At 65.6% G+C, this 20,903-nt stretch carries 24 protein-coding genes; 6 read left to right on the top strand and 18 right to left on the bottom strand.

All coding sequences use genetic code 11. The features are described 5' to 3' along the window. Window positions 1-16: 16 nt before the first annotated feature. The 8 genes from ACQY5B_RS00945 to ACQY5B_RS00910 are packed head-to-tail and all read right to left on the bottom strand — an operon-like array spanning window position 17 to window position 8,011. Window positions 17-904: a carbohydrate ABC transporter permease gene (locus tag ACQY5B_RS00945; protein ID WP_305969001.1), complete on the bottom strand. Its 888-nt coding sequence runs from the start codon at window positions 902-904 to the stop codon at window positions 17-19. 59 nt (window positions 905-963) lie between these two features. Further along, entirely contained in the window at window positions 964-2,217 is a 1,254-nt protein-coding gene (locus ACQY5B_RS00940; protein WP_420329001.1) for an ABC transporter substrate-binding protein, read from the bottom strand. A gap of 59 nt (window positions 2,218-2,276) precedes the next feature. Next, window positions 2,277-3,146 (bottom strand): carbohydrate ABC transporter permease, encoded by an 870-nt coding sequence (locus ACQY5B_RS00935; protein WP_305969003.1) that lies wholly within the window; start codon window positions 3,144-3,146, stop codon window positions 2,277-2,279. Between the two features lies 1 nt (window position 3,147). After that, entirely contained in the window at window positions 3,148-4,248 is a 1,101-nt protein-coding gene (locus tag ACQY5B_RS00930; RefSeq protein WP_420328999.1) for an enolase C-terminal domain-like protein, read from the bottom strand. Window positions 4,249-4,258: 10 nt separating this feature from the next. Beyond that, on the bottom strand, window positions 4,259-5,716 hold the full coding sequence (locus ACQY5B_RS00925) for an aldehyde dehydrogenase family protein (RefSeq protein WP_420328998.1): 1,458 nt from the start codon (window positions 5,714-5,716) through the stop codon (window positions 4,259-4,261). Next, on the bottom strand, window positions 5,716-6,537 hold the full coding sequence (locus tag ACQY5B_RS00920) for an HpcH/HpaI aldolase family protein (protein ID WP_420328996.1): 822 nt from the start codon (window positions 6,535-6,537) through the stop codon (window positions 5,716-5,718). Before ACQY5B_RS00920 ends, ACQY5B_RS00925 begins: the two co-directional genes overlap by 1 nt. Beyond that, the gene (locus ACQY5B_RS00915; RefSeq protein WP_420328994.1) at window positions 6,537-6,833 is read right to left on the bottom strand and encodes a UxaA family hydrolase; all 297 of its coding nucleotides are present in this window, start codon (window positions 6,831-6,833) and stop codon (window positions 6,537-6,539) included. The genes ACQY5B_RS00920 and ACQY5B_RS00915 overlap by 1 nt, the downstream gene beginning before the upstream one ends. Further along, the gene (locus ACQY5B_RS00910; RefSeq protein ID WP_420328993.1) at window positions 6,830-8,011 is read right to left on the bottom strand and encodes a UxaA family hydrolase; all 1,182 of its coding nucleotides are present in this window, start codon (window positions 8,009-8,011) and stop codon (window positions 6,830-6,832) included. Before ACQY5B_RS00910 ends, ACQY5B_RS00915 begins: the two co-directional genes overlap by 4 nt. A gap of 154 nt (window positions 8,012-8,165) precedes the next feature. Between ACQY5B_RS00910 and ACQY5B_RS00905 the strand changes: the two genes are divergently transcribed. The 3 genes from ACQY5B_RS00905 to ACQY5B_RS00895 all read left to right on the top strand — a co-directional run bounded on the left by ACQY5B_RS00905 (window position 8,166) and on the right by ACQY5B_RS00895 (window position 9,557). Next, window positions 8,166-8,879, top strand: a complete 714-nt coding sequence (locus ACQY5B_RS00905) for a GntR family transcriptional regulator (RefSeq protein ID WP_420328992.1) — start codon at window positions 8,166-8,168, stop codon at window positions 8,877-8,879. Between the two features lie 80 nt (window positions 8,880-8,959). Continuing rightward, the gene (locus ACQY5B_RS00900) at window positions 8,960-9,217 is read left to right on the top strand and encodes a ribbon-helix-helix domain-containing protein (RefSeq protein ID WP_420328990.1); all 258 of its coding nucleotides are present in this window, start codon (window positions 8,960-8,962) and stop codon (window positions 9,215-9,217) included. Then, on the top strand, window positions 9,207-9,557 hold the full coding sequence (locus tag ACQY5B_RS00895) for a type II toxin-antitoxin system RelE/ParE family toxin (protein WP_305969011.1): 351 nt from the start codon (window positions 9,207-9,209) through the stop codon (window positions 9,555-9,557). The genes ACQY5B_RS00900 and ACQY5B_RS00895 overlap by 11 nt, the downstream gene beginning before the upstream one ends. Window positions 9,558-9,562: 5 nt before the next feature. Here the strand turns inward: ACQY5B_RS00895 and otnC are convergent, their stop codons facing one another. From otnC to ACQY5B_RS00860, 7 genes are all read right to left on the bottom strand, one after another. Further along, window positions 9,563-10,195, bottom strand: a complete 633-nt coding sequence (gene otnC, locus ACQY5B_RS00890) for a 3-oxo-tetronate 4-phosphate decarboxylase (RefSeq protein WP_420328987.1) — start codon at window positions 10,193-10,195, stop codon at window positions 9,563-9,565. Beyond that, entirely contained in the window at window positions 10,188-11,417 is a 1,230-nt protein-coding gene (otnK, locus tag ACQY5B_RS00885; protein ID WP_420328986.1) for a 3-oxo-tetronate kinase, read from the bottom strand. Before otnK ends, otnC begins: the two co-directional genes overlap by 8 nt. Continuing rightward, window positions 11,414-12,223 carry an N-acyl homoserine lactonase family protein gene (locus tag ACQY5B_RS00880; protein WP_420328984.1) on the bottom strand — a complete coding sequence of 270 codons (810 nt, stop codon included), beginning with the start codon at window positions 12,221-12,223 and terminating at the stop codon, window positions 11,414-11,416. The genes otnK and ACQY5B_RS00880 overlap by 4 nt, the downstream gene beginning before the upstream one ends. Next, entirely contained in the window at window positions 12,220-12,507 is a 288-nt protein-coding gene (locus ACQY5B_RS00875; RefSeq protein ID WP_420328981.1) for a putative quinol monooxygenase, read from the bottom strand. Before ACQY5B_RS00875 ends, ACQY5B_RS00880 begins: the two co-directional genes overlap by 4 nt. Next, entirely contained in the window at window positions 12,507-14,018 is a 1,512-nt protein-coding gene (locus ACQY5B_RS00870; RefSeq protein ID WP_420328979.1) for a tripartite tricarboxylate transporter permease, read from the bottom strand. Before ACQY5B_RS00870 ends, ACQY5B_RS00875 begins: the two co-directional genes overlap by 1 nt. 1 nt (window position 14,019) lies before the next feature. After that, on the bottom strand, window positions 14,020-14,784 hold the full coding sequence (locus tag ACQY5B_RS00865) for a tripartite tricarboxylate transporter TctB family protein (RefSeq protein WP_420328977.1): 765 nt from the start codon (window positions 14,782-14,784) through the stop codon (window positions 14,020-14,022). 80 nt (window positions 14,785-14,864) lie between these two features. Continuing rightward, on the bottom strand, window positions 14,865-15,872 hold the full coding sequence (locus ACQY5B_RS00860) for a Bug family tripartite tricarboxylate transporter substrate binding protein (RefSeq protein ID WP_420328975.1): 1,008 nt from the start codon (window positions 15,870-15,872) through the stop codon (window positions 14,865-14,867). 140 nt (window positions 15,873-16,012) lie between these two features. On the opposite strand from ACQY5B_RS00860, the gene ACQY5B_RS00855 reads away from it, so the two are divergent. The 3 genes from ACQY5B_RS00855 to ACQY5B_RS00845 are packed head-to-tail and all read left to right on the top strand — an operon-like array spanning window position 16,013 to window position 18,829. Next, a complete protein-coding gene (locus ACQY5B_RS00855) occupies window positions 16,013-17,113 on the top strand; it encodes an isocitrate/isopropylmalate dehydrogenase family protein (RefSeq protein ID WP_420328973.1) in 1,101 nt (366 codons plus the stop codon). Next, a complete protein-coding gene (locus tag ACQY5B_RS00850; protein ID WP_420328971.1) occupies window positions 17,110-18,147 on the top strand; it encodes a Gfo/Idh/MocA family protein in 1,038 nt (345 codons plus the stop codon). Before ACQY5B_RS00855 ends, ACQY5B_RS00850 begins: the two co-directional genes overlap by 4 nt. Window positions 18,148-18,196: 49 nt before the next feature. After that, a complete protein-coding gene (locus tag ACQY5B_RS00845) occupies window positions 18,197-18,829 on the top strand; it encodes a GntR family transcriptional regulator (RefSeq protein ID WP_305969021.1) in 633 nt (210 codons plus the stop codon). 11 nt (window positions 18,830-18,840) lie between these two features. Here the strand turns inward: ACQY5B_RS00845 and ACQY5B_RS00840 are convergent, their stop codons facing one another. Genes ACQY5B_RS00840 through ACQY5B_RS00830 form a run of 3 tightly spaced genes read right to left on the bottom strand, consistent with a single transcriptional unit; the run spans window position 18,841 to window position 20,893 of the window. Continuing rightward, on the bottom strand, window positions 18,841-19,809 hold the full coding sequence (locus ACQY5B_RS00840; RefSeq protein ID WP_420328969.1) for an aldo/keto reductase: 969 nt from the start codon (window positions 19,807-19,809) through the stop codon (window positions 18,841-18,843). 8 nt (window positions 19,810-19,817) lie between these two features. Beyond that, window positions 19,818-19,994 carry a hypothetical protein gene (locus tag ACQY5B_RS00835; protein ID WP_420328968.1) on the bottom strand — a complete coding sequence of 59 codons (177 nt, stop codon included), beginning with the start codon at window positions 19,992-19,994 and terminating at the stop codon, window positions 19,818-19,820. Further along, a complete protein-coding gene (locus tag ACQY5B_RS00830) occupies window positions 19,991-20,893 on the bottom strand; it encodes a GntR family transcriptional regulator (protein WP_420328966.1) in 903 nt (300 codons plus the stop codon). Before ACQY5B_RS00830 ends, ACQY5B_RS00835 begins: the two co-directional genes overlap by 4 nt. Window positions 20,894-20,903 lie beyond the last annotated feature (10 nt).

The following is a 20,903-nucleotide window of genomic DNA, read 5'->3' as shown; positions in this document are numbered from 1 at the left end:
TTGATACTCCGGGGCGTTACAGGCGCCGCGCTTCGTTGCGCAGGTAGAGCACGGTGAAGGCTGCCGAGATGATGAGGATGGAGACGGCGACGGTGGCCGCCTGGGCAAATTCGAAGTCGACGAAGGCAAGGCGGAAGGTCAGCGTGGACAGCACCTCTGTCGCGCGGCCGGGGCCGCCGCCGGTGGTCAGCCAGACCAGCGGGAACAGCTGGAAGGTCCAGATCAGGTCCAGAAGCGCCACGCCAAAGATCACCGGTTTCAGCTGTGGCAGGGTGACGTGCCAGAACTTGTGCCAGAACCCGGCGCCGTCGATGTCGGCGGCCTCGTAGAGTTCGCGCGGGACGGTCTGCAGGCCGGACAGGAAGCTGACCATGATGAAGGGATAGCCGCGCCAGGTCGAGATCAGCAGCAGCGACCACATCGCCAGGTCGGGATTGCCGAGCCAGTCCAGCGGTTCGGAAATCAGGCCGAGCCAATCGAGGATGTAGTTGATCAGGCCGAAGGGGTTCAGCAGAAGCTGCCAGTTCAGCGCCACGACCACGGCGGTAAAGATCCACGGCAGCACCAGCATCGAGCGAAAGAAGGTGCGCGCGCGGGGGTGGATGTCGGCGTTGACCAGCAGCGCCAGCCCGATGCCGACGATCATGTGGCCAACGACAGAGCCGACGGTAAAGACGATCGTGTTGAACCCGGCGCTCCAGTATCCGGGATCGCCCAGGATGTTGCGATAGTTGTCGAGGCCCACGAAGGTCGGGTTCCGCTCGACGATCACGTTGTCATAGAGCGAGTATTCCACGACCTTGTAGAGCGGCACCGACAACAGCGCGCCGAGGATCACCAGCCCCGGCAGCAGGAACAGGTAGGGCGTGCCGGAAGCGGTCAGCAGGCGGAACGGTCTGGTCACGGTGTTTTCCTTGTCAGCAGGGCGGGGCGGGCACCAAAAGGGGCGCCCGCCCGGCGGGCTTACTTGATCTGGTCCATCCAGCGCGCCTGGACGGCGGCGGCGGCCTCGGCGGCGGTCTGGTCGCCGCGCAGCAGGGATTGCAGTTCCTCTGTCATCAGGGACCAGCTGGCCACGGCCTTGGGCGACTGGCGCATCTCTTCGACGGGGGTGTCGCCGGACAGGATGTCCATCTGCTTGATCAGCGTGTCATCCGCGCCTTCGCGCACCGCATCTAGCGCGGCAAGGTTGCCGGGCAGGGCGTTCGACGCCTTGGCCACGCGGGCGTTGACCTCGGGCGAGAGCAGGTAGTTCACGAAGGTCCAGGCGGCCTCCTTGTTGCGGCTGTCGGCGGAGATGCCGATTTCCCAGCCGTGCACGCGATAGGCGTTGGTGCCATTCGTCGGCACGCGGACCAGCGTGTAATCCATGTCAGGATTGCGCCCGGTGATCGCACTGGAATGCACGCCGGGAGAGATCAGGAAGCCGGTGCGGCCTGCGATGAATTCCTCCAGGTCGACACCGCCGGTGCGCGAGGCCGCGCCGGGGGCAATGGCGCCCGCCTCGTTCAGCGTTTTGATGAATTCCATCGTCTCGACAACCTTGGCATTGTCGAAGTTGGGCGTGGTGCCGTCCATGATCCGCCCGCCGTTGGAATAGAGCAGTGGCAGGAAGGTCAGGATCGGGCCGTTTGATGGCGGCTGAGAGCTGAACGGCAGGCCGAGGCCGGAAATCCCGTCTTCCAGCGCCGAGATCGCGGCGGCCTGTTCGCTCAGTTCTTTCCAGTTGGTGGGCGGTGCGTCGAAACCGGCCTGTTTCACCAGGTCCATGTTGACATGCATGACAAAGGGGAAGGCGTTCAGCGGCACCATCCAGGTCTTGCCGTCGATCTTGCCGATCGGCGCCTCGACCAGGTCGGAGGTGGCAAAGCTGTTGTCATCGCGGGCGAGGTAGTCGTCCAGCGGCTCAAGGATGCCGATATCGAGGAATTCGGTGGTCCAGGGCATGTTCAGGCCCAGCACGTCAGAGCCCACGCCGATGGCGTTGTCGGTCACGATGCTTTCGCGGACCTTGCCGAAGGGCTGTGTGACCAGCTTGACCGTGATGTCTGGGTGCTGTGCCTCGAAATCCGCGACCAGCTGGTCATAGAACCCGGTGGGATCCTCGGCGGCGAACCATTGCAGCCATTCGATCTCGGCGGCGGGCAGGCTGGCGGGCAGCAACGTGGCGACCGAGGTGGCGGCGGCCAGCGCCCATTTGGGCAGGTGTCGTTTCATGGTCTTTCTCCTCCTCTGCGGAAATCCGGGGCCTGTTCCGGCCCCGTGTTGCGGGCGGGTCAGCCCTTGACGCCCCCGGCGGCGAGGCCGCTGACGACAAACCTTTGGACAAGCATGAACAGGATCAGCACGGGCAGGGATCCGATCACCGAAAAGGCCATCATCTCGTCCCACTTGAGGCCGAACTCTCCGACCATCATGGAAATCCCCACCGGCACCGTGCGCATGTCCATCGACCGCGTCAGTGCGAGGGCGAACAGGAACTCGTTCCAGGCCAGCAGGAAGGTGTAGACCGCGGTCGAGATGATGCCGGGCAGCGCCACGGGCAGCAGCACGCGGACCAGCACGCCCAGGGGCGTACAGCCGTCGATGGTGGCGGCCTCGTCGAAATCCTTGGGGATCGTGTCGAGATAGCCGTTCATCATGATGATCGAATAGGGCAGGGCAAAGGTCAGGTAGGTCAGCACCAGACCCCAGAGCGTGTCATAGAGCCCCAGAAAGACGATCACGCCGAAATAGGGGATCAGCAGGGTGATCGTCGGCACCATCTGGGTGGTGATGACAAACAGCTTGGCCACCCGGTCGCCGAAGAAGCGGTAGCGGGAAAAGCCGAAGGCGGCCAGGGTGCCGATGATCAGCGACAGGAAGGTGACGGCCAGCCCGACAACGTAGCTGTTGATCAGGAAGGTGCGGAACTTCGGATCGGTCAGCACCTTGGCATAGCCGCCCCAGTGGAATTCCTCGGGGATCAGGCGCGGCGGCAGCGAGAAGGTCTCTGTCGTCGGTTTCAGCGAAACCGAGATCATCCAGAGCACGGGGAAGACCATGACGAAGGTCACCAGCGCAAGGAGCGCGTAGATCGAGGCCTGCCGCCAGCGGCGCTGGCGTTCCTCGTCGACCGTGGTGCGGGGAAGGGCCGTATCTGCCATGTCAGAGCACCTTCAACGTGGCGTTGTCGATGAAATCCCAGTCCAACCCAATGCCAAGGCCCGGCGCCTGCGGCAGGTGGGCCTGGCCGTCGCGGATGTCGATGGGATCCTTCAGGCCGATGGCAAAGAGGTGTTCGGGGACCAGCACCTCGAAGAACTCGTTGTTGCGGATGGCGGCTGCGCAATGCAGGTTCACCAGCTCCAGCGGGTGATAGATCGCGGTGTGGATTTCACAGTTCATGCCGTGGGCCTCGGCCAGGTGCGCGGTCTTAATCAGTCCGGTGATCCCGCCCGACCAGGACGCATCGCCGCGCACGATGTCGATGGCGCGCGAGGCCACCAACTCGGCCACGCCGGCGGGGTGGTTTTCCGCCGTTTCGCCGCCGACGATCGGGATTTTCAGAGTGTCGCGCAGCGAGCGCAGAGAGCCGTGGCATTCGTCGAACATCGGCTCTTCCAGCCAGTAGTAGTTCAGCTCTTCCAGCATCCGGCCAAAGTGGATGTTCTGCTGGAAGTTGAAGTTGTTGACCGGGTCGCTCATCAGGCGGAAATCGGGGCCCACCGCCTCGCGGCAGGCGCGGTGCGCCTCGAAGGCGATGTCGAGGTCGGCGGGCGGGTGTAACTTGTAGGCGGCCCAGCCGCGCGCCTGAAGGTCCTTCGCCTCTTCGGCATAGGCCTCTGCCGTGGGCAGGGTCAGGGAGGAACCGTAGATCGGCACGCTGTCGCGCACCGCGCCAAGGTGCTTGTAAAGCGGCATACCGGCGGCGGTCGCCTGCACCAGGTGACAGGCAATGTCATAGGGCGCATAGGCATAGCCGGGGGTAAAGTTCCACGCGCGGTTGAAGCGGCGGTAATCGTGCCAGTGCTGTTCGCGGTAATCCGGGTCACGCCCCAGGAAAAAGGGTCGCAGCAGTTCCGCCGACACCGCCCCCATCGCCAGCGCGCTGCGTCCGGCAAAGCCGAAGGTTTCCACGCTCAGCCCCTCGTCCGTGTCGAACCGCATGGCGAGGAATTCAAAGTCGATCGGCTTGCCGTCTTTCAGCTTGTAGGCCTGTTCCGGCTCATGGCGGCAGGCGCGGATCTCGATATTCGTGAACTTCATGTCTGCTCCTTCAGCCGGCGGTGTAGGCGGCGTGTTCGGTCGTGTAGAAATCAAGGGTGGAGGGGCCAACGGACCCGGTGCCCAGCCCGCTGTCGCGGATGCCGACAAAGGGCATGTTGTCGTCCGGCGCGGTGCCGTGGTTGACGTGGATCATGCCGGTCTGCAGCTCGCGCAGGGCGCGGTTGGCGAAATCGAGGCGGTCGGTGAAGATCGCGCTGGTCAACCCGTAGGCGGTGGCATTGGCCAGGCGCAGCGCCTCATCGTCGGTGTGGTAGCGGCAGACGGTTAGGACGGGGCCGAATATCTCGTCCCGGTTGGCGGGGTTCCGCGGGTCGTCCGTAGCCAGCAGAGTGGGCGCAAAGAACATCCCGTCCGGCGCGGTCTCAGGCTTTAGCCGTTGCCCGCCGGTCAGCACCTCAGCGCCGTCCAGTTCGGCGGCGCGCACAAGGTGGATGATCCGGTCCAGCTGCGGCTGCGTGGTGATCGGGCCAAGGGTCGTGCCCTCTGCCCGGCCCGGTCCCGGTTGCAGGGCGTTCAGGCGTTGGACCAGCCCCTTGCAGGCGGCGTCATAAATGGTGTCATGCAGGATCACGCGGCTGATCGCCGTGCAGCGCTGGCCCGCGCATTGCATCGCGGCGCCGGTGATCGCGTCCAACGCGGCATCCAGATCGGCCACGTCATCGACGATGGCGGCGTTCTTGCCACCCAGTTCCAGCGAGACGGGCACGAGGTTGCCGCCCGCCACCGCGCCGATCTTGCGGCCCGTGGCGACAGAGCCGGTAAAGGAGATGGCGTCGATTTCAGACGCGGCGGTCAGCGCGGCGGCGATCTCGCCCGCGCCATTCACCAGTGTCAGCGTGCCCTCGGGCAGGATGCCCTCTGCCGCGCGCACCAGGCGCATGGCGGCGGCGGGCGTGTATTCGGACGGTTTCAGCACAACGGCATTGCCGGTGGCCAACGCGGGTACCAACTTGCGCAGCGGGGTCAGCACGGGGAAGTTCCACGGCGTGATCGCCAGCACCACGCCGCGCGGGCGGCGCAGGATGGTGTTGGTCCAACCTGGCGCGCGTCCCGGCAGGGTCTGGCCGCCGTGCTGCCGAGCAAAGCCCAGCATCTGGCGGGCCTCGCGCAGGGACTTGCCGATCTCGGCCTTGGATTCACCCAACGGCTTGCCCTGTTCGTCGGTCATCTCCCCGGCCAGCGCGTCCGCCTCTGCCTCGATCCTCTGGAACCAGGTCTCGAGCAGGTCGCAGCGGCGGTTTACCGGCAGGGCGGACCAGTCGGCAAAGCCCTGTCGCGCGGTGTCCAGGATGCGCGCGGCATCCGCCGGGGTGGCCAGCGCATAGCGCGCGACGGGCCGCTTGCGGTCGGCGGGATCGACGGTTTCAAAGCTGTCGGCGGCGGACCAGTCGCCGGGCGCGGGCAGGGTGGGCGGACAGGTCTCTGTCACGGTGGTGTCGAGGGTCATCAGGCGGTTTCCTTGTCGGCTTGCGGCTGCTGGCGGGCCATGTCTGTGACGATCGCCGTGGCCCCGGCGCGCAGCATTGTCTGGTCCGATCCGGCGGGCACGACCTGCGCGCCCGAGGCGAACAGCCCCGCCACGTCCAGACCGGGGAGCGGAACGGGCAGCGCGCCAAAGATCTTGCCCGCGCCCAATGTCTGTGCCTGCACCTGGTCAAAGACCTGACGGAACTCCGGGGTTTCGAACTGGCGGAAAAGGCCCATCGAGGCGCTGAGGTCATTCGGCCCGACAAAGACGCCGTCCAGCCGGGGCAGGGACAGGATCTGCGGCAGGTTGGACACCGACTCGGGCGATTCCACCTGCACCAGCACGGTCAGCGCATCGTTGGCCTGTTCGTAATAGGCGGCCGGTTCATAGCCCCAGTCGGCCGCGGCGATGGCGCCCACGGCCACCCCGCGCCGTCCTTCTGTCGGAAACAGCGCGGCGTCGAGGATGCTGCTCGCCTGATCGGCATGGTCCACCTGCGGCACCAGCAGGCAGTTGGCGCCGATGTCGAGAATGCGCTTTATGCTGCCCGCGTCGTGATCGGGCAGGCGGACCATGACGGCGGTGTCGAAGGCTGCCAGCGCCTGTACCTGCGCAGCCAGACCCTCGATCCCGCCGCGCCCGTGTTCGAGGTCGATCAGGATGTAATCCAGCCCGGCGCGCGCCATCAGGCAGGCGACCTCGGGCGAACCGAGCGTGGACCAGGCGCCGCTGACCTTTTGGCCGGTTTGCAGTTTGCGGCGAAAGGCGCGGCCTTTTTCCAGAATGGGCAACGATGGCATCAGGCGGTTTCCTTCTCTGTCCGGGCGGGTCTGGCGCGCAGCGAGCGCAGGTTGTGCACATGCACATGCGCGCCTGTTTTGATGTCTTCGGTGGTGATGCCGATGACGATGCCGCCGCGCCGGACCCGGTGCCCTTTGGGCAGGGGCCGCAGGGCGATCTTGTGGTATTGCGGCAGGTCGCCGGTGGCGGTCAGGGGCGTGCTGTCGGGCAGCACGCGCAGGGCATCGCCCGCGCTAACCGGGGCCAGGACATTGGCCACGTCGTCGCCCACGCGCAGGCACAGCGCATTGGTCATAGGGCCTCTCCGTATCGGCTGATGACTTCGTTGCCCTCACCCGTGACCTCGGCCCAGGTGAGCGCGCCGTTGACGGTGGCGATCAGCTCGGACAGCAGGGCATCGGCAAGGGTGTCGGCATCGCCGCCGTCCATCAGGGCCGAGGCGTCGAAATCGATCTGGGTGGGCAGGGCGGCGACCGTCCCGGCATTGGCCGAGATCTTGATCGTGGGGCAGAGCGCGCTGGCATAGCTGTTGCCGCTGCCGGTAGAGAACAGCGCCACCTGCGCGCCCGCCGCGATCAGCCCGGTCAGGGATTCGGGCGTATAGCTGGCCCCGTCCATCAGCCACAGGCCGGGATGAGCGGGGGGCTGCGCGTAGTCCAGCACGCCTTCGACCGGATGGCGGCCCGATTTCGCGGCAGAGCCAGAGGCCTTTTCCTCGATCGTGGTCAGGCCTTCCTCGATGTTGCGGCGGTTGGGGTTGATCCCGGCCAGGTCGATGCCGTTGGCCACGGCCAGCGCCTCGCGCCGCGTGACGGCCTGTTCGATCCGGTTGGCGATGTCGGGGGTGCGGGCCCGGGCGGCCAGCTGATCCTCGACCCCCAGCCATTCCAGCGTCTCGCCCATGATGACGGTCCCGCCGGAGTCGATGACACGGTCGGCGAGATGGCCGATCAGCGGGTTGGCGGCAATTCCGGAGGTCGGGTCGGACAGGCCGCATTGCAGCGCCACGACGAGATCGCTCATCGCGGCATAGTGGCGTTCCCGTCGGGAGGCGGCGTGGCGCAGCCGCGCGCCCGCCTCGATGCCCAGAGCGGTCAGGCGGAGGGCGTCATGCGCCACATCGTCAAAGGCATAGGCCTCGTAGGGGGTGGGTGTCTCGTCCAGCCGGGCGGTGATCTCTTCCAGCCGCGACCGGTCCGCGCTGATCACCAGAACGGCGCCGGTGTTGGGATGTGTGGCCAGCCCGGCCAGGGCGCGGCGTGCGGCATCGGCATCGGCGCCGACGACGCCCATGCCATAGGGATAAGAGGCAAAGACCGCGCCAGGCAGGGCGGCGGCGATGCGGCGGGCGATCTGTTCGGTCAGGCCGGTGGCGTTCAGCACCAACAGGTGATTGCGACTGCCCAGCCGACGACCGGCACCGCCAAAGCCCTTGAAAAGGGGGCCGTTCTGCGAGGTTGCGGGGCGGATCATGGGCGGTCTTCCAAGCTTGAATTTTCTGACGTTTCAACTGAGCGCTCAGATAAGCGCTAATTTGAGACTTTTCATATTCGCCGCTTTCCGTCAATATGGTCGGACAAGAATTTCACGCACGCGACCCTGCGCGCCGCCACAGCGGGAACACCAGATGACCGAACAGATGACGCCCGACAGCCCTGACCGGGCAGAGGTTTCGACAGAGGATGAAGGCGGCGGCAGCCTGCGTCAGGAGGCCTATGAGCAGATCATCTCTGCCCTGATGACGCGACAGCTGCGCACCGGGCGGCTGATCAGCCAGCGCGAGATCGCCCGGACCACGGGATGCAGCCTCTCGTCGATTCGCGAGGCGCTGAAATGGCTGGAGGCGGAAAACATCGTGCGGCTGATCCCCAAGCGCGGGGTCGAATTCCACGAGGTCACGCACAAGGAGGTGGCCGAATCCTACGAGCTGCGGATGATGATCGAGCTGAAGGCCATCCACGCCTTCGCGCGCAAGGTCGACCCGGCAGAGATCGCCCGCTTTCAGGAAGAGACCCGCGCCCTGATCGAGGAGCAGCGGCAGCGGGTGACCGGGCCGGATCACACGGTGCGGCGGATCGAGACCGATCATTCGCTGCATCGCGAGATCGTCGCCGCCCTTGGCAACGACCTGATCTCCGAGGTGCACCGCCGCAACGAGACGATCATGCTGCTAGCGCGGCTGAACCTGCCGCAGAGCCTGTTGGAAACCGGCCCGGCGCTGGATGAGCACATGACGATCCTGGACCGGCTGGCCGAGGGGGACGCAGCCGGGGCGGCAGAGGCGCTGGAGCAGCACCTGGCCAGCGCGCGGGACCGGGCCCTGCAATCGCTGGTGATCTGACGATCACCTTTGCGGGACGCGCGTTGACAAGGCGGGTGGGCAGGCTAGATACTACTGGGTAGCATCCCGGTGGAGCCGACATGAGCGTGAAAGCATCGATTTCCCTGACCGAATCGCAAGAGGCCTATGCCCGCGAACTGGTGGCGCAGGGGCGCTATTCCAGCCTGAGCGCGGTTCTTCAGCAGGGGCTGGAGTTGTTGCGAGAGCAATCCCGGACCACCGATGCGCTGTGCGAAGTGTTGGATCGGCGCCGTGCCGGGCCCTTCGTGTCGATGGACGAGGGGCGGCAAGGCACGGCCGAGATGATCGCGCGCAAGCGGGCGGACCGTGGCCTATAAGGTCCTGCGCGCGGCGGATGTCGCTGTCGATCTCGACCTGATATTCGATTTCCTCGTCGCCGCCGCCGAGGCCTTTGGCGATGACACGGCAACCGCATTCGCGCGCGCCGAAGAGCGCCTGAACCAAATCGAGGCCGACATGGCGGGGCTTGGCCGCGTACCCCATCAGGGCACCTTGAGACCGCATCTGGGCGACGGGATCCGCAACGTCACCAAGGGGCGCGCGGTCTATTACTTTGATGTCGATGACGATCGGCGGATCCTGCGCGTGCTGGCGGTGTTCTTCGGAGGGCAGGATCACGACGCGCGCATCCTGTTGAGGCTGCTCGGCCAGGGCTGACGGGCCTATCCCTTGTCCCGCAGCTCCCGGATCATTTCCGGCGGCAGCATCCGGGGCGACAGGCCCCGTGTCAGCAGCGCCAGCTTGGCGGTCTCTTCCAGTTCCTCCATCGCGTAGACGGCGGCGCCCAGGTCCTTGCCCGCCACGACCGGCCCGTGATTGGCCAACAAAACCGCCGAGCGTTGGCCCGCCAAGCCGCGCACCGCGTCCCCCATGGCGGGATCACCGGGCAGGAACACGGGCAACAGCTTTACCTTGCCTAGCTTCATAATCGAATAGGGGGTCAGCGGTGGCAGCACGTCGTCCGGGTCTGTCTCTGGCAGCATCGACAGGGCGACGGAATGGGTGGAATGCAGGTGCACCACCGCGCCTGTGCCTGCCCGCGTTTCGTAAAACGCGGCATGCAGGGGCGTTTCCTTGGTGGGGGCATCGCCCGACAGCAGCCGCATCTGCGGGTCCAGGTGGCTGATCCGCGCCGGTTCGAGAAAACCCATCGAAACGCCGGTGGGCGTGACAAGGACCGAGCCATCCTCCAGCCGGACAGAGATATTGCCGGACGAACCGCAGGTCAGGCCCCGGTCGAACATGCTTTTTGCAAACAGGCAGATCTGTTCGCGTGTCCGGGCGTGTTCAGTCATTGGCTTGCTCCATGCGGGCAAGAGCCTCTGCAAAGAAATTCGGCGGGCCGAAATTGCCCGATTTCAGCGCCAGGGCCAGACCGCTGCCGGACATGCGCAGGGCCGGGACGCCGGCCGCAAGGCGCGGGCCGATGTCCAGCGCGTCCGCGCCAAGGCCTTGCACCACCGCGCCCGAGGTTTCGCCGCCCGCCACGACGATCCGCGACACGCCGCGAACCCGCAGCTGTGCCGCAAGGTCGGCAAAGAGCCCTTCCAGCGCGCTGGCGGCCCGCTCGCGGCCCAGTCGTTCCTGCACCTCGGCCACGGTTTCCGGGTCCGCCGAGGAATAGATCATCGGCGCGCTCCGTTGCGCCAGGGCCCAGTCACAGAGGGTTTCGGCGTCGGTCCGGCCCTCCAGCACGTCCTCGGCGCTGATCTCGCGCACCGGCGCCTGTTCGGCATAGACGGCAACCTGCGCGCGGGTTGCCTGGCTGCAGGACCCTGACAACACGACGCCCGGACCGGGCGCACCGGGCCAGTCCGGGATTGCGGGGCGGGCGCCGAAATTGGCCGGCAGACCCAGCGCGATGCCCGAACCGCCGCAAAGCAGCGGCAGGCCACGCGCGGCGGCGCCGATGGTCAGCAGGTCCGCGTCGCGGATCGCGTCCACGATGGCGTGACCGTGATCGGGCAGGGCAGCGCGCACCGCTTCGGCCCCGGCCAGCACGGCAGAGATGGGCACGTGACCCACGGGATGACGCGACTGCGCTGCCAGTACACGGCGCAGATCGGGGTCACGCATCGGTGTCAGCGGGTGGTCCTTCATGCTGCTTTCGCTGAGCAACGTATCGGCGACGAACAGATGTCCCTGGTAGACGCTGCGCCCGTTTTCCGGGGAGGCGGGGCAGACGATGACCCCACGTGCCCCCAGCCTGTCGGCCAGCGCATCCAGTACCGGGCCGATATTGCCCTTGTCCGTGCTGTCGAAGGTCGAGCAGACCTTGAAGATGATCTGCTGTGCCCCCTGTTCGCGTAGCCAGTCGCAGGCGGCCAGGGATTGGGCCACAGCCTCTTGCACCGGGGCAGTCCGGGATTTCAGCGAGATCACCGCCGCCTCCGGCAGGTCGTCGGCCCGGCCCTTGGGCACGCCGTTGTATTGCGTGGTGCGCAGGCCGCCTTCGGCGAGGGTCAGCGCGATGTCGGACGCGCCGGTAAAATCATCTGCTATGACACCGATCTTCATGTGTTTGCGTCCTCTTGCGGATTGTCATTCGGCCCGTGGTCGAGCCGAAAGACATGCGGCGCCACGCCCTGTGGATAAAGCTGACGCACGCGCGGGTCATGGCCCGGCACGATCAGCCGCGGATGCGAGGCAAGCGCCTCCAGCCGGTCGAAGCCGTCCAGCATGTTCTGAAGGTCGACAACGATGGGAAAGGGTTTCCGCGCAAAGACATTCTCATAGTAATGCGCGGCGTCCGAGGCCAGCACCATCCAGCCCGCCTCTGTCCGGACCCGCACGCATTGCAGGCCGCGCGAATGGCCGCCGATGCAATGCACGGTCACGCCCTCGGCGATCTTGGCGTCGCCGTCGTGAAAGATGACCTTTCCGGAATAGAGCCGCGTGACCGCCTCGCAGATATGCGGCGCGGTAAAGGGCGCGCGCAGGGTGCCGTGGCACATGCAGGGGCCGGTGGCGTACTGCATCTCTGCCGCCTGCATGTGCAGGGTCGCGTTGGGAAACAGGTGTAGCCCGCCCGCGTGATCGTAATGCAGATGCGTGACGATGATCCGGGTGACGTCCTCTGCCGCGATGCCTAGCGGTTTCAGCGCCTCGCGCGGGTCCAGCTGGATCGGGCGGCCACGCGCCGCGGCCTCTTCGCTGTCATAGCCGGTGTCGACCACGATCACCTCTGCCCCGCGGCGCAGCACCCAGATGTAGTAATCCATCGCGTGCGGCGCATCGTGGTTGTCGTCGAACAGAAAGCTGTCCGCCCGGGTCCGTGCGTTGCGCTCGGCGTATTTGACGGCGTGGATTTCCCAGCCGCTCATTGGATCACCTCTGCGTAGGTGTGCACCGTCTTGGCGGCGATCATGTCGGCAACAGCGGCATCGAAGGACTTGAAATGCGGGCTTTGCAGATGCGCGTCGAAGGCCTCGGCGCTGTCGTAGACTTCATACAGAAAGACCTCATCGGCCGCATCGTTGCAGCAGACGTCGAATTGCAGGCAGCCGGGCTCATTTTCCAGCGACAGGCGGGCATTCTCTGTCATCAGCGGCAGGAATTCTGCCCGCGTGCCGGGGTGCAGGGTGAATGTCACGGTCACGGCATACATCAGGCGGAGCGTCCTTTCAGGCGGTTCATGGCCCGTTTCGCCACCGGCAACTGGCCGAGGATCAGGGCAAGGATGAGTATCAGCAGAATGGCCGATCCCGGCCGCGAGACAAAGACCGAGAGATCCCCGTCCGACAGCAAGAGCGACCGGCGGAATGTTTCGTCGAACATGCCGCCCAGGATCACCCCGATCACCAGGGGCGCGATGGGATAGCACATGAGGTTCATCAGGTAGGCCACCAGCCCCACGCCCAGCATCAGGTAAAGGTCGTTGAGGCCGCCGCCGACACTGAAGGAGCCGATGGTGGTCAGGATCATGACCAGCGGCAGGAACAGGGTCTGTGGGATACGCAGGATCCTGATGAAGACGCGGGCGGTGAACAGCCCCATGACGAACATGGTGAAACTGGCCAGTACCATGATTGCCACGACACGCAGGATAATGTCCGGGTCGATGGTGGGGCCGGGGATCACGTTGTTGATCTTGAACGCGCCCATCAGCGCGGCGGCAGGGGGCGAGCCGGGGATGCCCAGCACCAGCAGCGGGATCAGCGCGCCGCCAATGCAGGCGTTGTTGGCGGTTTCAGAGGACAGCAGCCCTTCGAGGCTGCCCTTGCCGAACTTGTCGCCCTCGGCAGAGACGGTCTTGCCCACGCCATAGCTGACCCAGCCGGCCACGTCCTCACCCACACCGGGCAGGGCGCCGACACCGGTGCCGATCACGCCGGATCGACCGATGGTCGGCAGGAAGCGGCGCACCGCGGTCATGTTGGGCAGGATGCGCCCGGTTAGCGTGGCGACCCTGCCGGTATCCATATGGCGCATCCCCTCGATGATCTGGGGAATCGCAAAGGCCCCCATCAGCACAGGCACGACGGCGATGCCCGACAGCAGGTAGGACCAGCCAAAGGTGTAGCGCGTCTCGCTCAGGATCGGGTCCATGCCCACCATCGCCAGCGCAAGGCCGATCAGCCCGGCGATCCACCCTTTGATGGCCAGGTCCTCGCTCATCAGGGTGCCGGACAGCAGGATGCCGAACAACGCCAGCAAAGCCTTTTCCGGGCTGGCGATGTTCTTGGAAATCAGCAGCAGCACCCAGACGAAGATCAGCAGCGCCAGCGTTCCGACCAGCGTGCCCAGAAAACTGGCCGTGGTGGTCAGCCCCAGCGCCTCGGCGCCTCGGCCTTCGCGGGCCAGCGGATAGCCGTCCATGGCGGTGGCGGCACTGGCCGCGGTGCCCGGGATGTTCAGCAGGATCGACGGGTAGGACCCGCCATAGATCGCGCCAACATAGGCGCCCAACAGTGCGATCAGGGAATAGTCCAGCGGGATCTTGTTGCCGAAAAAGCCGGTCAGGATCGTCACCGCCAGTGTCGCGGTCAGCCCCGGCAGGGCGCCGAAGGCGATGCCCAGAAAGACGGAGGTCACCAGGTAGGCATAGGTCCAGGGGTCACTGACAAGGGCGGCGAAGGCGGCGCCAAAGCCCGCCAGTTGTCCGAAAAGAAACTCCAATTCACGAACTCCAGATTGGGCGCAGGTGGACGTAGTAGGTGTATTCGATCTTGGCGAAGATCAGGCCGCCCCGGTTCGGTACGTTCTGGCGAAATCCGAAGGCCATTGCACAGACCAGGATCAAGGGAACGCCGACGGCAAGGACCGGTGTCAGACGCAACGCACGGCCCATGTGCCCCGTCCATTGGTGCCAAAGCGTCAACCCGACCAGCAGCGCCAGCGCCACCCAGTCGTCATCGTGCTGCGCCCATTCCGAACGCGGCATGTGGGCCACAAGGGCATAGACCCCGGCGGCGGCAACGGTCAGCAGCGGCAGCAGCGGGCGGGGACGGTCGTGACCGTGAAAGCTGCAGATCAGGGCGGTGATCAGCAGGGCCGAGGACAGGATGAAATCCACCCGGGGCACCAGCCCGGCGATATAGGCCAGCAACATCAGGGCCACGGCGACAAAGCGCCAGACTTCCCGCGGGTTCCAGCCGATGCCAACCGCGCTGAGCGCCTGCGCGGCCCCGCCGGAGCGGATCGAAATGCCCAGCAGTACCAGGCTGAGGGCAAGAAGCGCGCCGAAGATGCCCAGAGGCACGATCGCTGCCGAGGTGTACCAAGCGGCGCTGTTGACGCCAACGCCGTTGCTGCCGCCCATGGGGATGTCCAGCGTCTTCCACAGGAAGAACAGCGACAGGGCGATCAGCCCCAGCGCGCCCCAGAAATCCCGCGCCCGCAGGCGGGCCTGATCCGCCAACGCCTCATCTGTCGATTGATCCAAGACCTTGCCTCCCGCTCAGGCGGCGGACGCCCGGGCGCCCGCCGAACGCTGCGCCCCGGTCGGGCCGGGGCGTCTGGTGTTTATGGTTTCTCGATGCCCAGGTCCTCGGGCATGACCTTTGCCGCGCCGAGATCCTTGAGCGTGTAGGCAAAGGTGCTTTCGAGGGTCGAGAACAGCGCCTGTGCCTCTTCGCCGAACTGGCCGCCGATGTCGTAGTTGTTGGCGACCGCCCATTCCGCGACAGTGTCCGAGGCCATGGCCTTCTGGAAGGCGTCGGAAAGCGTGGCCTTGACGCCGTCGGGGGCCGAGTCGTGCACCGCAAAGCCGATGGCCTGTTTCAGCGGCAGCACCTCGCTCAGCCCGGCATAGCTGTCAAAGGCCGAGGGCACGGTGGTGCCCGCGATCTCGACGCTGTCGGCGGTCAGCATGGCCAGCGGTTTCAGCTGTCCGCCTTCGATCAGCGGCGCCTGTTCCGCCAGCGAGGTCACGACCAGCGCCACCTCACCGGCAATCGCGGCTTCCTGACCGGGGGCGGAGCCCTTGTAGGGGATGAACTTGAACGTCACGTCGGCGCCTTGTTCCAGCGCCAGCAGGTTCAGGTGGTGGATCGATCCGGCGCCGCCGGCCGCGGCGGGAATGCTGCCCGGGTCCGCCTGCGCGGCCTCCACCAGGTCGGCCAGCGTGTCGTAGGGGCTGTCGGCGGGGACCGAGATCAGGTCAGGCGAGCCGCCGACGATGAAGGGATACCAGAAGTCGAACTTCTTGTCCCAGCCGCCCTGCACGGCAGCGGTGACGTTGGATTCGGACAGGCCGACCAGCGTGTAGCCATCATCGGGCTGGTTGGCGACATAGACCATGCCGTTGGACCCTGCGACGCCGCCGGTTTGGTTGATCACGTTGATCGAGACCGGCAGGTGCTTTTCCATTTCGGCCATGATCATGCGGTTGATCGTGTCGGTGCCGCCACCGGCGCCCCAGACCACGGCGGTGGTTATGTCGCGATAGGGGTAATCCTGCGCTTGCGCGGCAGTGCCCAGCCCGGTCGCAAGGGCCAGCGCGGCCAGCGTTCTCTTTGTAAATACGTGCATGTCCTCAAATCCTCCCAAAGGCATTGCGTTGGTTGTTGCGTTTTTTTGTGTATGCATTAAATAACACGCTGTCAACGCCACTCCGGGCTGGAGTTCGGGCGGTCTCTGACAGAAAATTCACGAATGAGGCGTAGCCAGAGATGAACAACACATTTAAAATCGCGGTCTTCGAGGGTGATGGAATCGGGCCGGAAATCACGGCGCCGACGATTGCTCTGCTGAACCAGCTTGCTGCGGACTCCGCTGGATATGCCTTGGAATTCGTCACGGTGCCGGCCGGCGCCGCTCACTATGCAAAGACGGGAGAATCACTGCCCGCCGAGTCGCTGCGCGTGGCCGAACAGGCGGATGCGATCCTTCTGTCGGCGATGGGCCTGCCGGACGTGCGTTACCCGGACGGGACAGAGATTTCGCCGCAAATCGAGCTCCGCATCGCGTTCAACCTGTTTGCGGGCGTCCGCCCGGTGCGCGTGCGCCCGGGGCAGGCCGGGCCGCTGACCCTGCCCGAGGGCCGCGAGATCGACTTTGTGCTGGTCCGCGAAAGCACCGAAGGCCTGTTCTACTCGATGGGCCAGGGTGAGGTCACCGAGACCGAGGCGCGCGAGACATTGCGGATCACGCGCGAGGTGTCGGAACATCTCTTCCGGTTTTCCTTTGACCTGGCCCGCGAGCGCAAGCAGTCCGGGCGCGGTCAGGGGCGCGTCACCTGCGTCGACAAGGCCAATGTCTTTCGCGCCTTTGCCTTCTTCCGCGGGATCTTTGACGAGGTTGCACAGGACTATCCCGATCTGACCGCCGATCACGCCTATGTCGACGCCACCGCGCTATGGATGGTGCAGAAACCCTGGGATTTCGACGTCCTTGTGACGGAAAACATGTTCGGCGACATCCTGTCTGACCTTGGCGCCGGACTGATGGGGGGGCTGGGCCTTGCGCCTTCGGCTGACATCGGGCTGAAACAGGCGGTGTTCCAGCCTTGCCACGGCTCGGCGCCAGACATCGCGGGGCAGGGCGCGGCCAATCCCCATGCGATGATCCTGTCCGCGGCCATGATGCTGGACTGGTTGGGCATCAAGCATGAACACGACGCCATGTGCGCCGATGCCGCGCGGTTGCGCCGGGCGGTCGAGGACGTGATCGCGCGCGGTGACTGTCTGACCCGGGACCTTGGCGGCACGGCAAGCACCGAGGACGCCGCCGACGCGGTGCGGCGGGTGCTGGAGCAGGCCCGCGCCGAATGAGCACGGCGACGGTCCCCTCTCCTCTGCGCGTGGCCTGCATCGGCGCAGGCTATTTCAGCCAGTTCCACTATGGCAGCTGGGCGCGCATGGACGGCGCGCGTCTGGTCGGCGCCTGTGACCGCGATCTGGCAAAGGCCCGGGCCACGGGCCTGCCGGCCTATGACGATCCGGCGCGAATGCTGGACGAGCTGCAGCCCGACCTGCTGGACATCATCCTGCCGCCCAACGCCCATGCCGAGACGATCCGCATGGCGCTGGCGTCCGGTGTTCGACGCATGATCTGCCAAAAGCCCTTTTGCCGCGACCTGGACGAGGCCCGGGCGATCACCGACGAGGCCGAAGCGCTGGGGGCGGTGGTCGTGGTGCACGAGAACTTTCGCTTTCAGCCCTGGTATCGCGCGGTAAAAGCCGCCTTGGCGGATGGTGTGCTGGGAGAGTTGCAACAGGTGACGTTCCGGCTTCGCCCCGGTGACGGGCAGGGGCCGCGCGCCTACCTGGATCGGCAACCCTACTTCCAGCAGATGGAACGCTTCCTGATCCATGAGACCGCGGTACACTGGGTCGATACCTTCCGCTGGTTGCTGGGAAACCCGACACATGTCTATGCCGACCTGCGTCGGCTCAATCCGGCGATCCGGGGCGAGGATGCGGGCATCGTTCTCTTTGACCACACGAATGGCGTGCGTGCGATCTTTGACGGCAACCGCCATCTGGACCACGCCGCCGATAACCTGCGCCGCACCATGGGCGAGGCGCTGTTCGAAGGCACCGCCGGGGTGATGAGCCTTGGCGGCGACGGCGCGGTTCATCTGCGGCGCCACGGCGAGACGGGGCCGGAGCAGCTGTTACCGCCCGACGAATGGGACGGCTTTGGCGGCGATTGTGTCCATGCCTTGCAGAGTCATGTCGTTTCCGCTTTTCTGAACGGCACGCCGTTGGAAAACAGCGCACGGGACTATCTGACGGTGATCGGGATCGAACAGGCCATCTACGCCTCTGCCGCCTCGGGGCAGAAAATCGAGTTGAAGGGGTAGCCATTTGAACGGACAGCCGCCCAAGCCCGTCTCAAGCGCACAACGTGCGGTGAGCAGGCTGCGCGAGATGATCTTTTCCGGCGAGTTGTCCGCCGGGTCCGACCACCTTGAAACCGAACTGGCCGAACGCCTGGGCATGTCGCGCACCCCGGTGCGCGAAGCGGCGCTGCAACTGGAAGGTCAGGGGTTGGTGGAATTGCGCCCACGCAAGGGGGTGCGCATCCTGCCCGTGTCCTCGGACGACATGCGCGAGATTTACGATGTTCTGACCGAACTCGAAAGCCTTGCCGCCGAAAGCGCTGCCAAGGCGGGCTATTCCGAACAGGACCTTGCCGCACTGTCCGCGGCGATCAACGACATGGACCGCTCGATCGAGCAGGAAGACCTCGAGGCCTGGGCCGAGGCGGATGACCGTTTCCATTCTGAACTGGTACGGCTGGGCGGCAATTCCCGGGTCTGCATGATCGTTTCCATGATGAGCGACCAGGTGCGGCGTGCCAAGTCATCGACCCTGTTCGCGCGGCCCTTGCCCGTGCAGTCGAACGAGGATCACCGCGCGGTCTATGCCGCCATCCTTGCGGGGGACCCTGTCAAGGCGCGGCAGGTGCACCGTGATCACCGGCGCCATGCCCGCGACGTGCTGACCGGCCTGCTGGACCGGATGCGCCTGCGCACGCTGTAGCCCGGACGATCTCAGGCTGGGCCGCCCCCAATGATGCCGGCGGCCCTGAGGTCGGTCCAGAGCGCGGGCGGCAGATCATCGTTGAACTGGGCGATGTTGCGTTTCAGAGAGCTGGCCTTGGCCGTGCCGATCAGGGTCGACGCGACCAGCGGGCTTTGATCCGGGTATTGCAGCGCGGCGGCGGGCAGGGGGGTGTCGTGGCGGTTGCAGATCGTCTGGATCTTCTCGACCCGATTCAGGATCTCGTCGGAGGCGGGGGCATAGTTGTAATGCGCGCCGGGCACCGGGCCGGTGGCGAGGATGCCGGAATTGAACACCCCGCCGATGACCAGCCGGACGCCGTGCTTTTCCAATTGCGGGAACAGGCTTTGGCGGGCGGATTGGTCCAGCAGGGTATGGCGCCCGGCCAGCAGGATCAGGTCCATGTCGAATTGTCCGACCAGTTCCTGGCAGATTTCGACCGTGTTCACGCCAAGGCCGATGGCCTTGACCATGCCATCGGCCTTCAGCCGTTCCAGCGCCTTCACGCCGCTGTCCAGCAGTTGCGCCCGGTGGTCCGGGGTATCGGTGCCCGCGCCCGGATCGCCGATGTCATGGACATAAAGGATGTCGATCCGGTTCAGGCCCAGCCGCTGAAAGCTGTCCTCGACCGAACGCATGATGCCGTCATGGGTGAAATCGAACGCCTGTCGAAAGGGCCAGCCGTTGTGAAAGCCGTTGACCACGGCAGGCGGTGCGGGGTCCGGCGTCAGGACGCGGCCGACCTTGGTCGACAGGATCCAGCCATCGCGGTCCCGCAGGAAATCCCCGATCAGGCTTTCGGCGGCGCCGTTTCCGTAATGCGGCGCGGTGTCGAAATAGCGGATGCCGCTGTCCCAGGCGGTGGTCAGCACCTCCTGCACGGCGGTCTTGCTGACCGGGCGGTACAATCCCGCGAGCGCGGCGGTGCCCAGCGAGAGGCGGTGAGAGTCGTTCAGCATGGGGGGCCTCAGTTCGGGTAGCAGCCGGGATTGGCCGCGGCAGGTTTGTAGGTCAGGACAAATTCGACATGGCCCAGCGTTTCCGAGGCGGTGCGCCCGCCCGCGCCAAGCGCGATCAGCACGGCGATGTTGGCGCCCGGCGCAAGCGTCAGCAGGCGGCTGTCGGTGGCATGATCGTCGGTCATGTATCGGTGTCCCAGGCGACAGAGGTAAGCAGGGTCGAGCGGGCTGAATTCAGGTGGTCCTTGAACAGCGCCATGGCACGGTCGCCGTCCCCGGCCTCGAGCGCGCGGATCACGGCGAGGTGCTGCCGGGCCGCCACGAGGTTGCGTTCGCGTTCGTCGCGCTTGTTCCAGCGATAGTGATAGTGAAAGATCACCGAGACGAGCTCGAAGAAATCGTCGATGAAACGGTTGTTCAGGTCGTCGATCAGCACGCGGTGAAACTGTTCGTCCAGCCTGGGGAAATTCAGGTACTCGCGCTCGCTGTCGGCGATGATCGTTTCGTGCGCCTTGTCCAGCGTGATGAGATCGGTCATCGGGCTGGCGCCCGGCCCCTTTTCCAGCAGGTTGCGAAAGGCGCGCAACTCGAACATCTCGCGCACGTCGAACAGTTCCATTGCGAAGTCGCGGGTGAACCCGCGCAGCACCCAGTGACGGTTCGGCTCTTTCTCGATCAGGCCAAAGCGCGAGAACTTGATCAGGCATTCGCGCAGGACCGAGGTGCTGGCGCCGAATTCGCGGACCATCTCGCTTTCGTGCAGGATGGTGCCGGGCTCCAGATCGCTGCCAAGGATGAATTCCATGAACTGCGAGGCCACCCGTTCGCTGGTCGACAGGGTTTCCTCCTTGGCAAAGTAGTCGGCAGGCCGTGGCCGGCGCAGCACGGTCTTCGTACGGCCGGACCAGCGGATCACGCCAAGTTCGTCCAGATGGGACAGCACGGCCCGTACGGTTGTCCGGCTGGTGCCCAGCTGCTGGGTCAATTCGATTTCCGACGGCAATGCGCCATCCGGCCCCAGCGTGGCGACAAAGTCGAGGCTGCGGTTGAACGCCTCCTTGTAAGTGGAATTGTCGCGCGACATCCGGATGAGA

Source organism: Antarctobacter sp., assembly GCF_965277915.1.
Taxonomy (GTDB): domain Bacteria; phylum Pseudomonadota; class Alphaproteobacteria; order Rhodobacterales; family Rhodobacteraceae; genus Antarctobacter.
Note: the sequence above shows the minus strand (reverse complement) of the source record. Positions and strands in the feature narration are given on the sequence as shown.

Excerpts from the sequence above, each read along its gene's own strand:
- ACQY5B_RS00940 (WP_420329001.1), bottom strand. The coding sequence starts at position 2,217 with ATGAAACGACACCTGCCCAAATGGGCGCTGGCCGCCGCCACCTCGGTC.
- ACQY5B_RS00915 (WP_420328994.1), bottom strand. The coding sequence starts at position 6,833 with ATGACCAATGCGCTGTGCCTGCGCGTGGGCGACGACGTGGCCAATGTC.
- ACQY5B_RS00910 (WP_420328993.1), bottom strand. The coding sequence starts at position 8,011 with ATGATCCGCCCCGCAACCTCGCAGAACGGCCCCCTTTTCAAGGGCTTT.
- ACQY5B_RS00860 (WP_420328975.1), bottom strand. The coding sequence starts at position 15,872 with ATGCACGTATTTACAAAGAGAACGCTGGCCGCGCTGGCCCTTGCGACC.
- ACQY5B_RS00925 (WP_420328998.1), bottom strand. The coding sequence starts at position 5,716 with ATGACCCTCGACACCACCGTGACAGAGACCTGTCCGCCCACCCTGCCC.
- ACQY5B_RS00920 (WP_420328996.1), bottom strand. The coding sequence starts at position 6,537 with ATGCCATCGTTGCCCATTCTGGAAAAAGGCCGCGCCTTTCGCCGCAAA.
- ACQY5B_RS00905 (WP_420328992.1), top strand. The coding sequence starts at position 8,166 with ATGACCGAACAGATGACGCCCGACAGCCCTGACCGGGCAGAGGTTTCG.
- ACQY5B_RS00875 (WP_420328981.1), bottom strand. The coding sequence starts at position 12,507 with ATGTATGCCGTGACCGTGACATTCACCCTGCACCCCGGCACGCGGGCA.
- ACQY5B_RS00835 (WP_420328968.1), bottom strand. The coding sequence starts at position 19,994 with ATGACCGACGATCATGCCACCGACAGCCGCCTGCTGACGCTTGCGCCG.
- ACQY5B_RS00850 (WP_420328971.1), top strand. The coding sequence starts at position 17,110 with ATGAGCACGGCGACGGTCCCCTCTCCTCTGCGCGTGGCCTGCATCGGC.
- otnK (WP_420328986.1), bottom strand. The coding sequence starts at position 11,417 with ATGAAGATCGGTGTCATAGCAGATGATTTTACCGGCGCGTCCGACATC.
- ACQY5B_RS00930 (WP_420328999.1), bottom strand. The coding sequence starts at position 4,248 with ATGAAGTTCACGAATATCGAGATCCGCGCCTGCCGCCATGAGCCGGAA.
- ACQY5B_RS00935 (WP_305969003.1), bottom strand. The coding sequence starts at position 3,146 with ATGGCAGATACGGCCCTTCCCCGCACCACGGTCGACGAGGAACGCCAG.
- ACQY5B_RS00880 (WP_420328984.1), bottom strand. The coding sequence starts at position 12,223 with ATGAGCGGCTGGGAAATCCACGCCGTCAAATACGCCGAGCGCAACGCA.
- ACQY5B_RS00840 (WP_420328969.1), bottom strand. The coding sequence starts at position 19,809 with ATGCTGAACGACTCTCACCGCCTCTCGCTGGGCACCGCCGCGCTCGCG.
- otnC (WP_420328987.1), bottom strand. The coding sequence starts at position 10,195 with ATGACTGAACACGCCCGGACACGCGAACAGATCTGCCTGTTTGCAAAA.
- ACQY5B_RS00900 (WP_420328990.1), top strand. The coding sequence starts at position 8,960 with ATGAGCGTGAAAGCATCGATTTCCCTGACCGAATCGCAAGAGGCCTAT.
- ACQY5B_RS00830 (WP_420328966.1), bottom strand. The coding sequence starts at position 20,893 with ATGTCGCGCGACAATTCCACTTACAAGGAGGCGTTCAACCGCAGCCTC.
- ACQY5B_RS00855 (WP_420328973.1), top strand. The coding sequence starts at position 16,013 with ATGAACAACACATTTAAAATCGCGGTCTTCGAGGGTGATGGAATCGGG.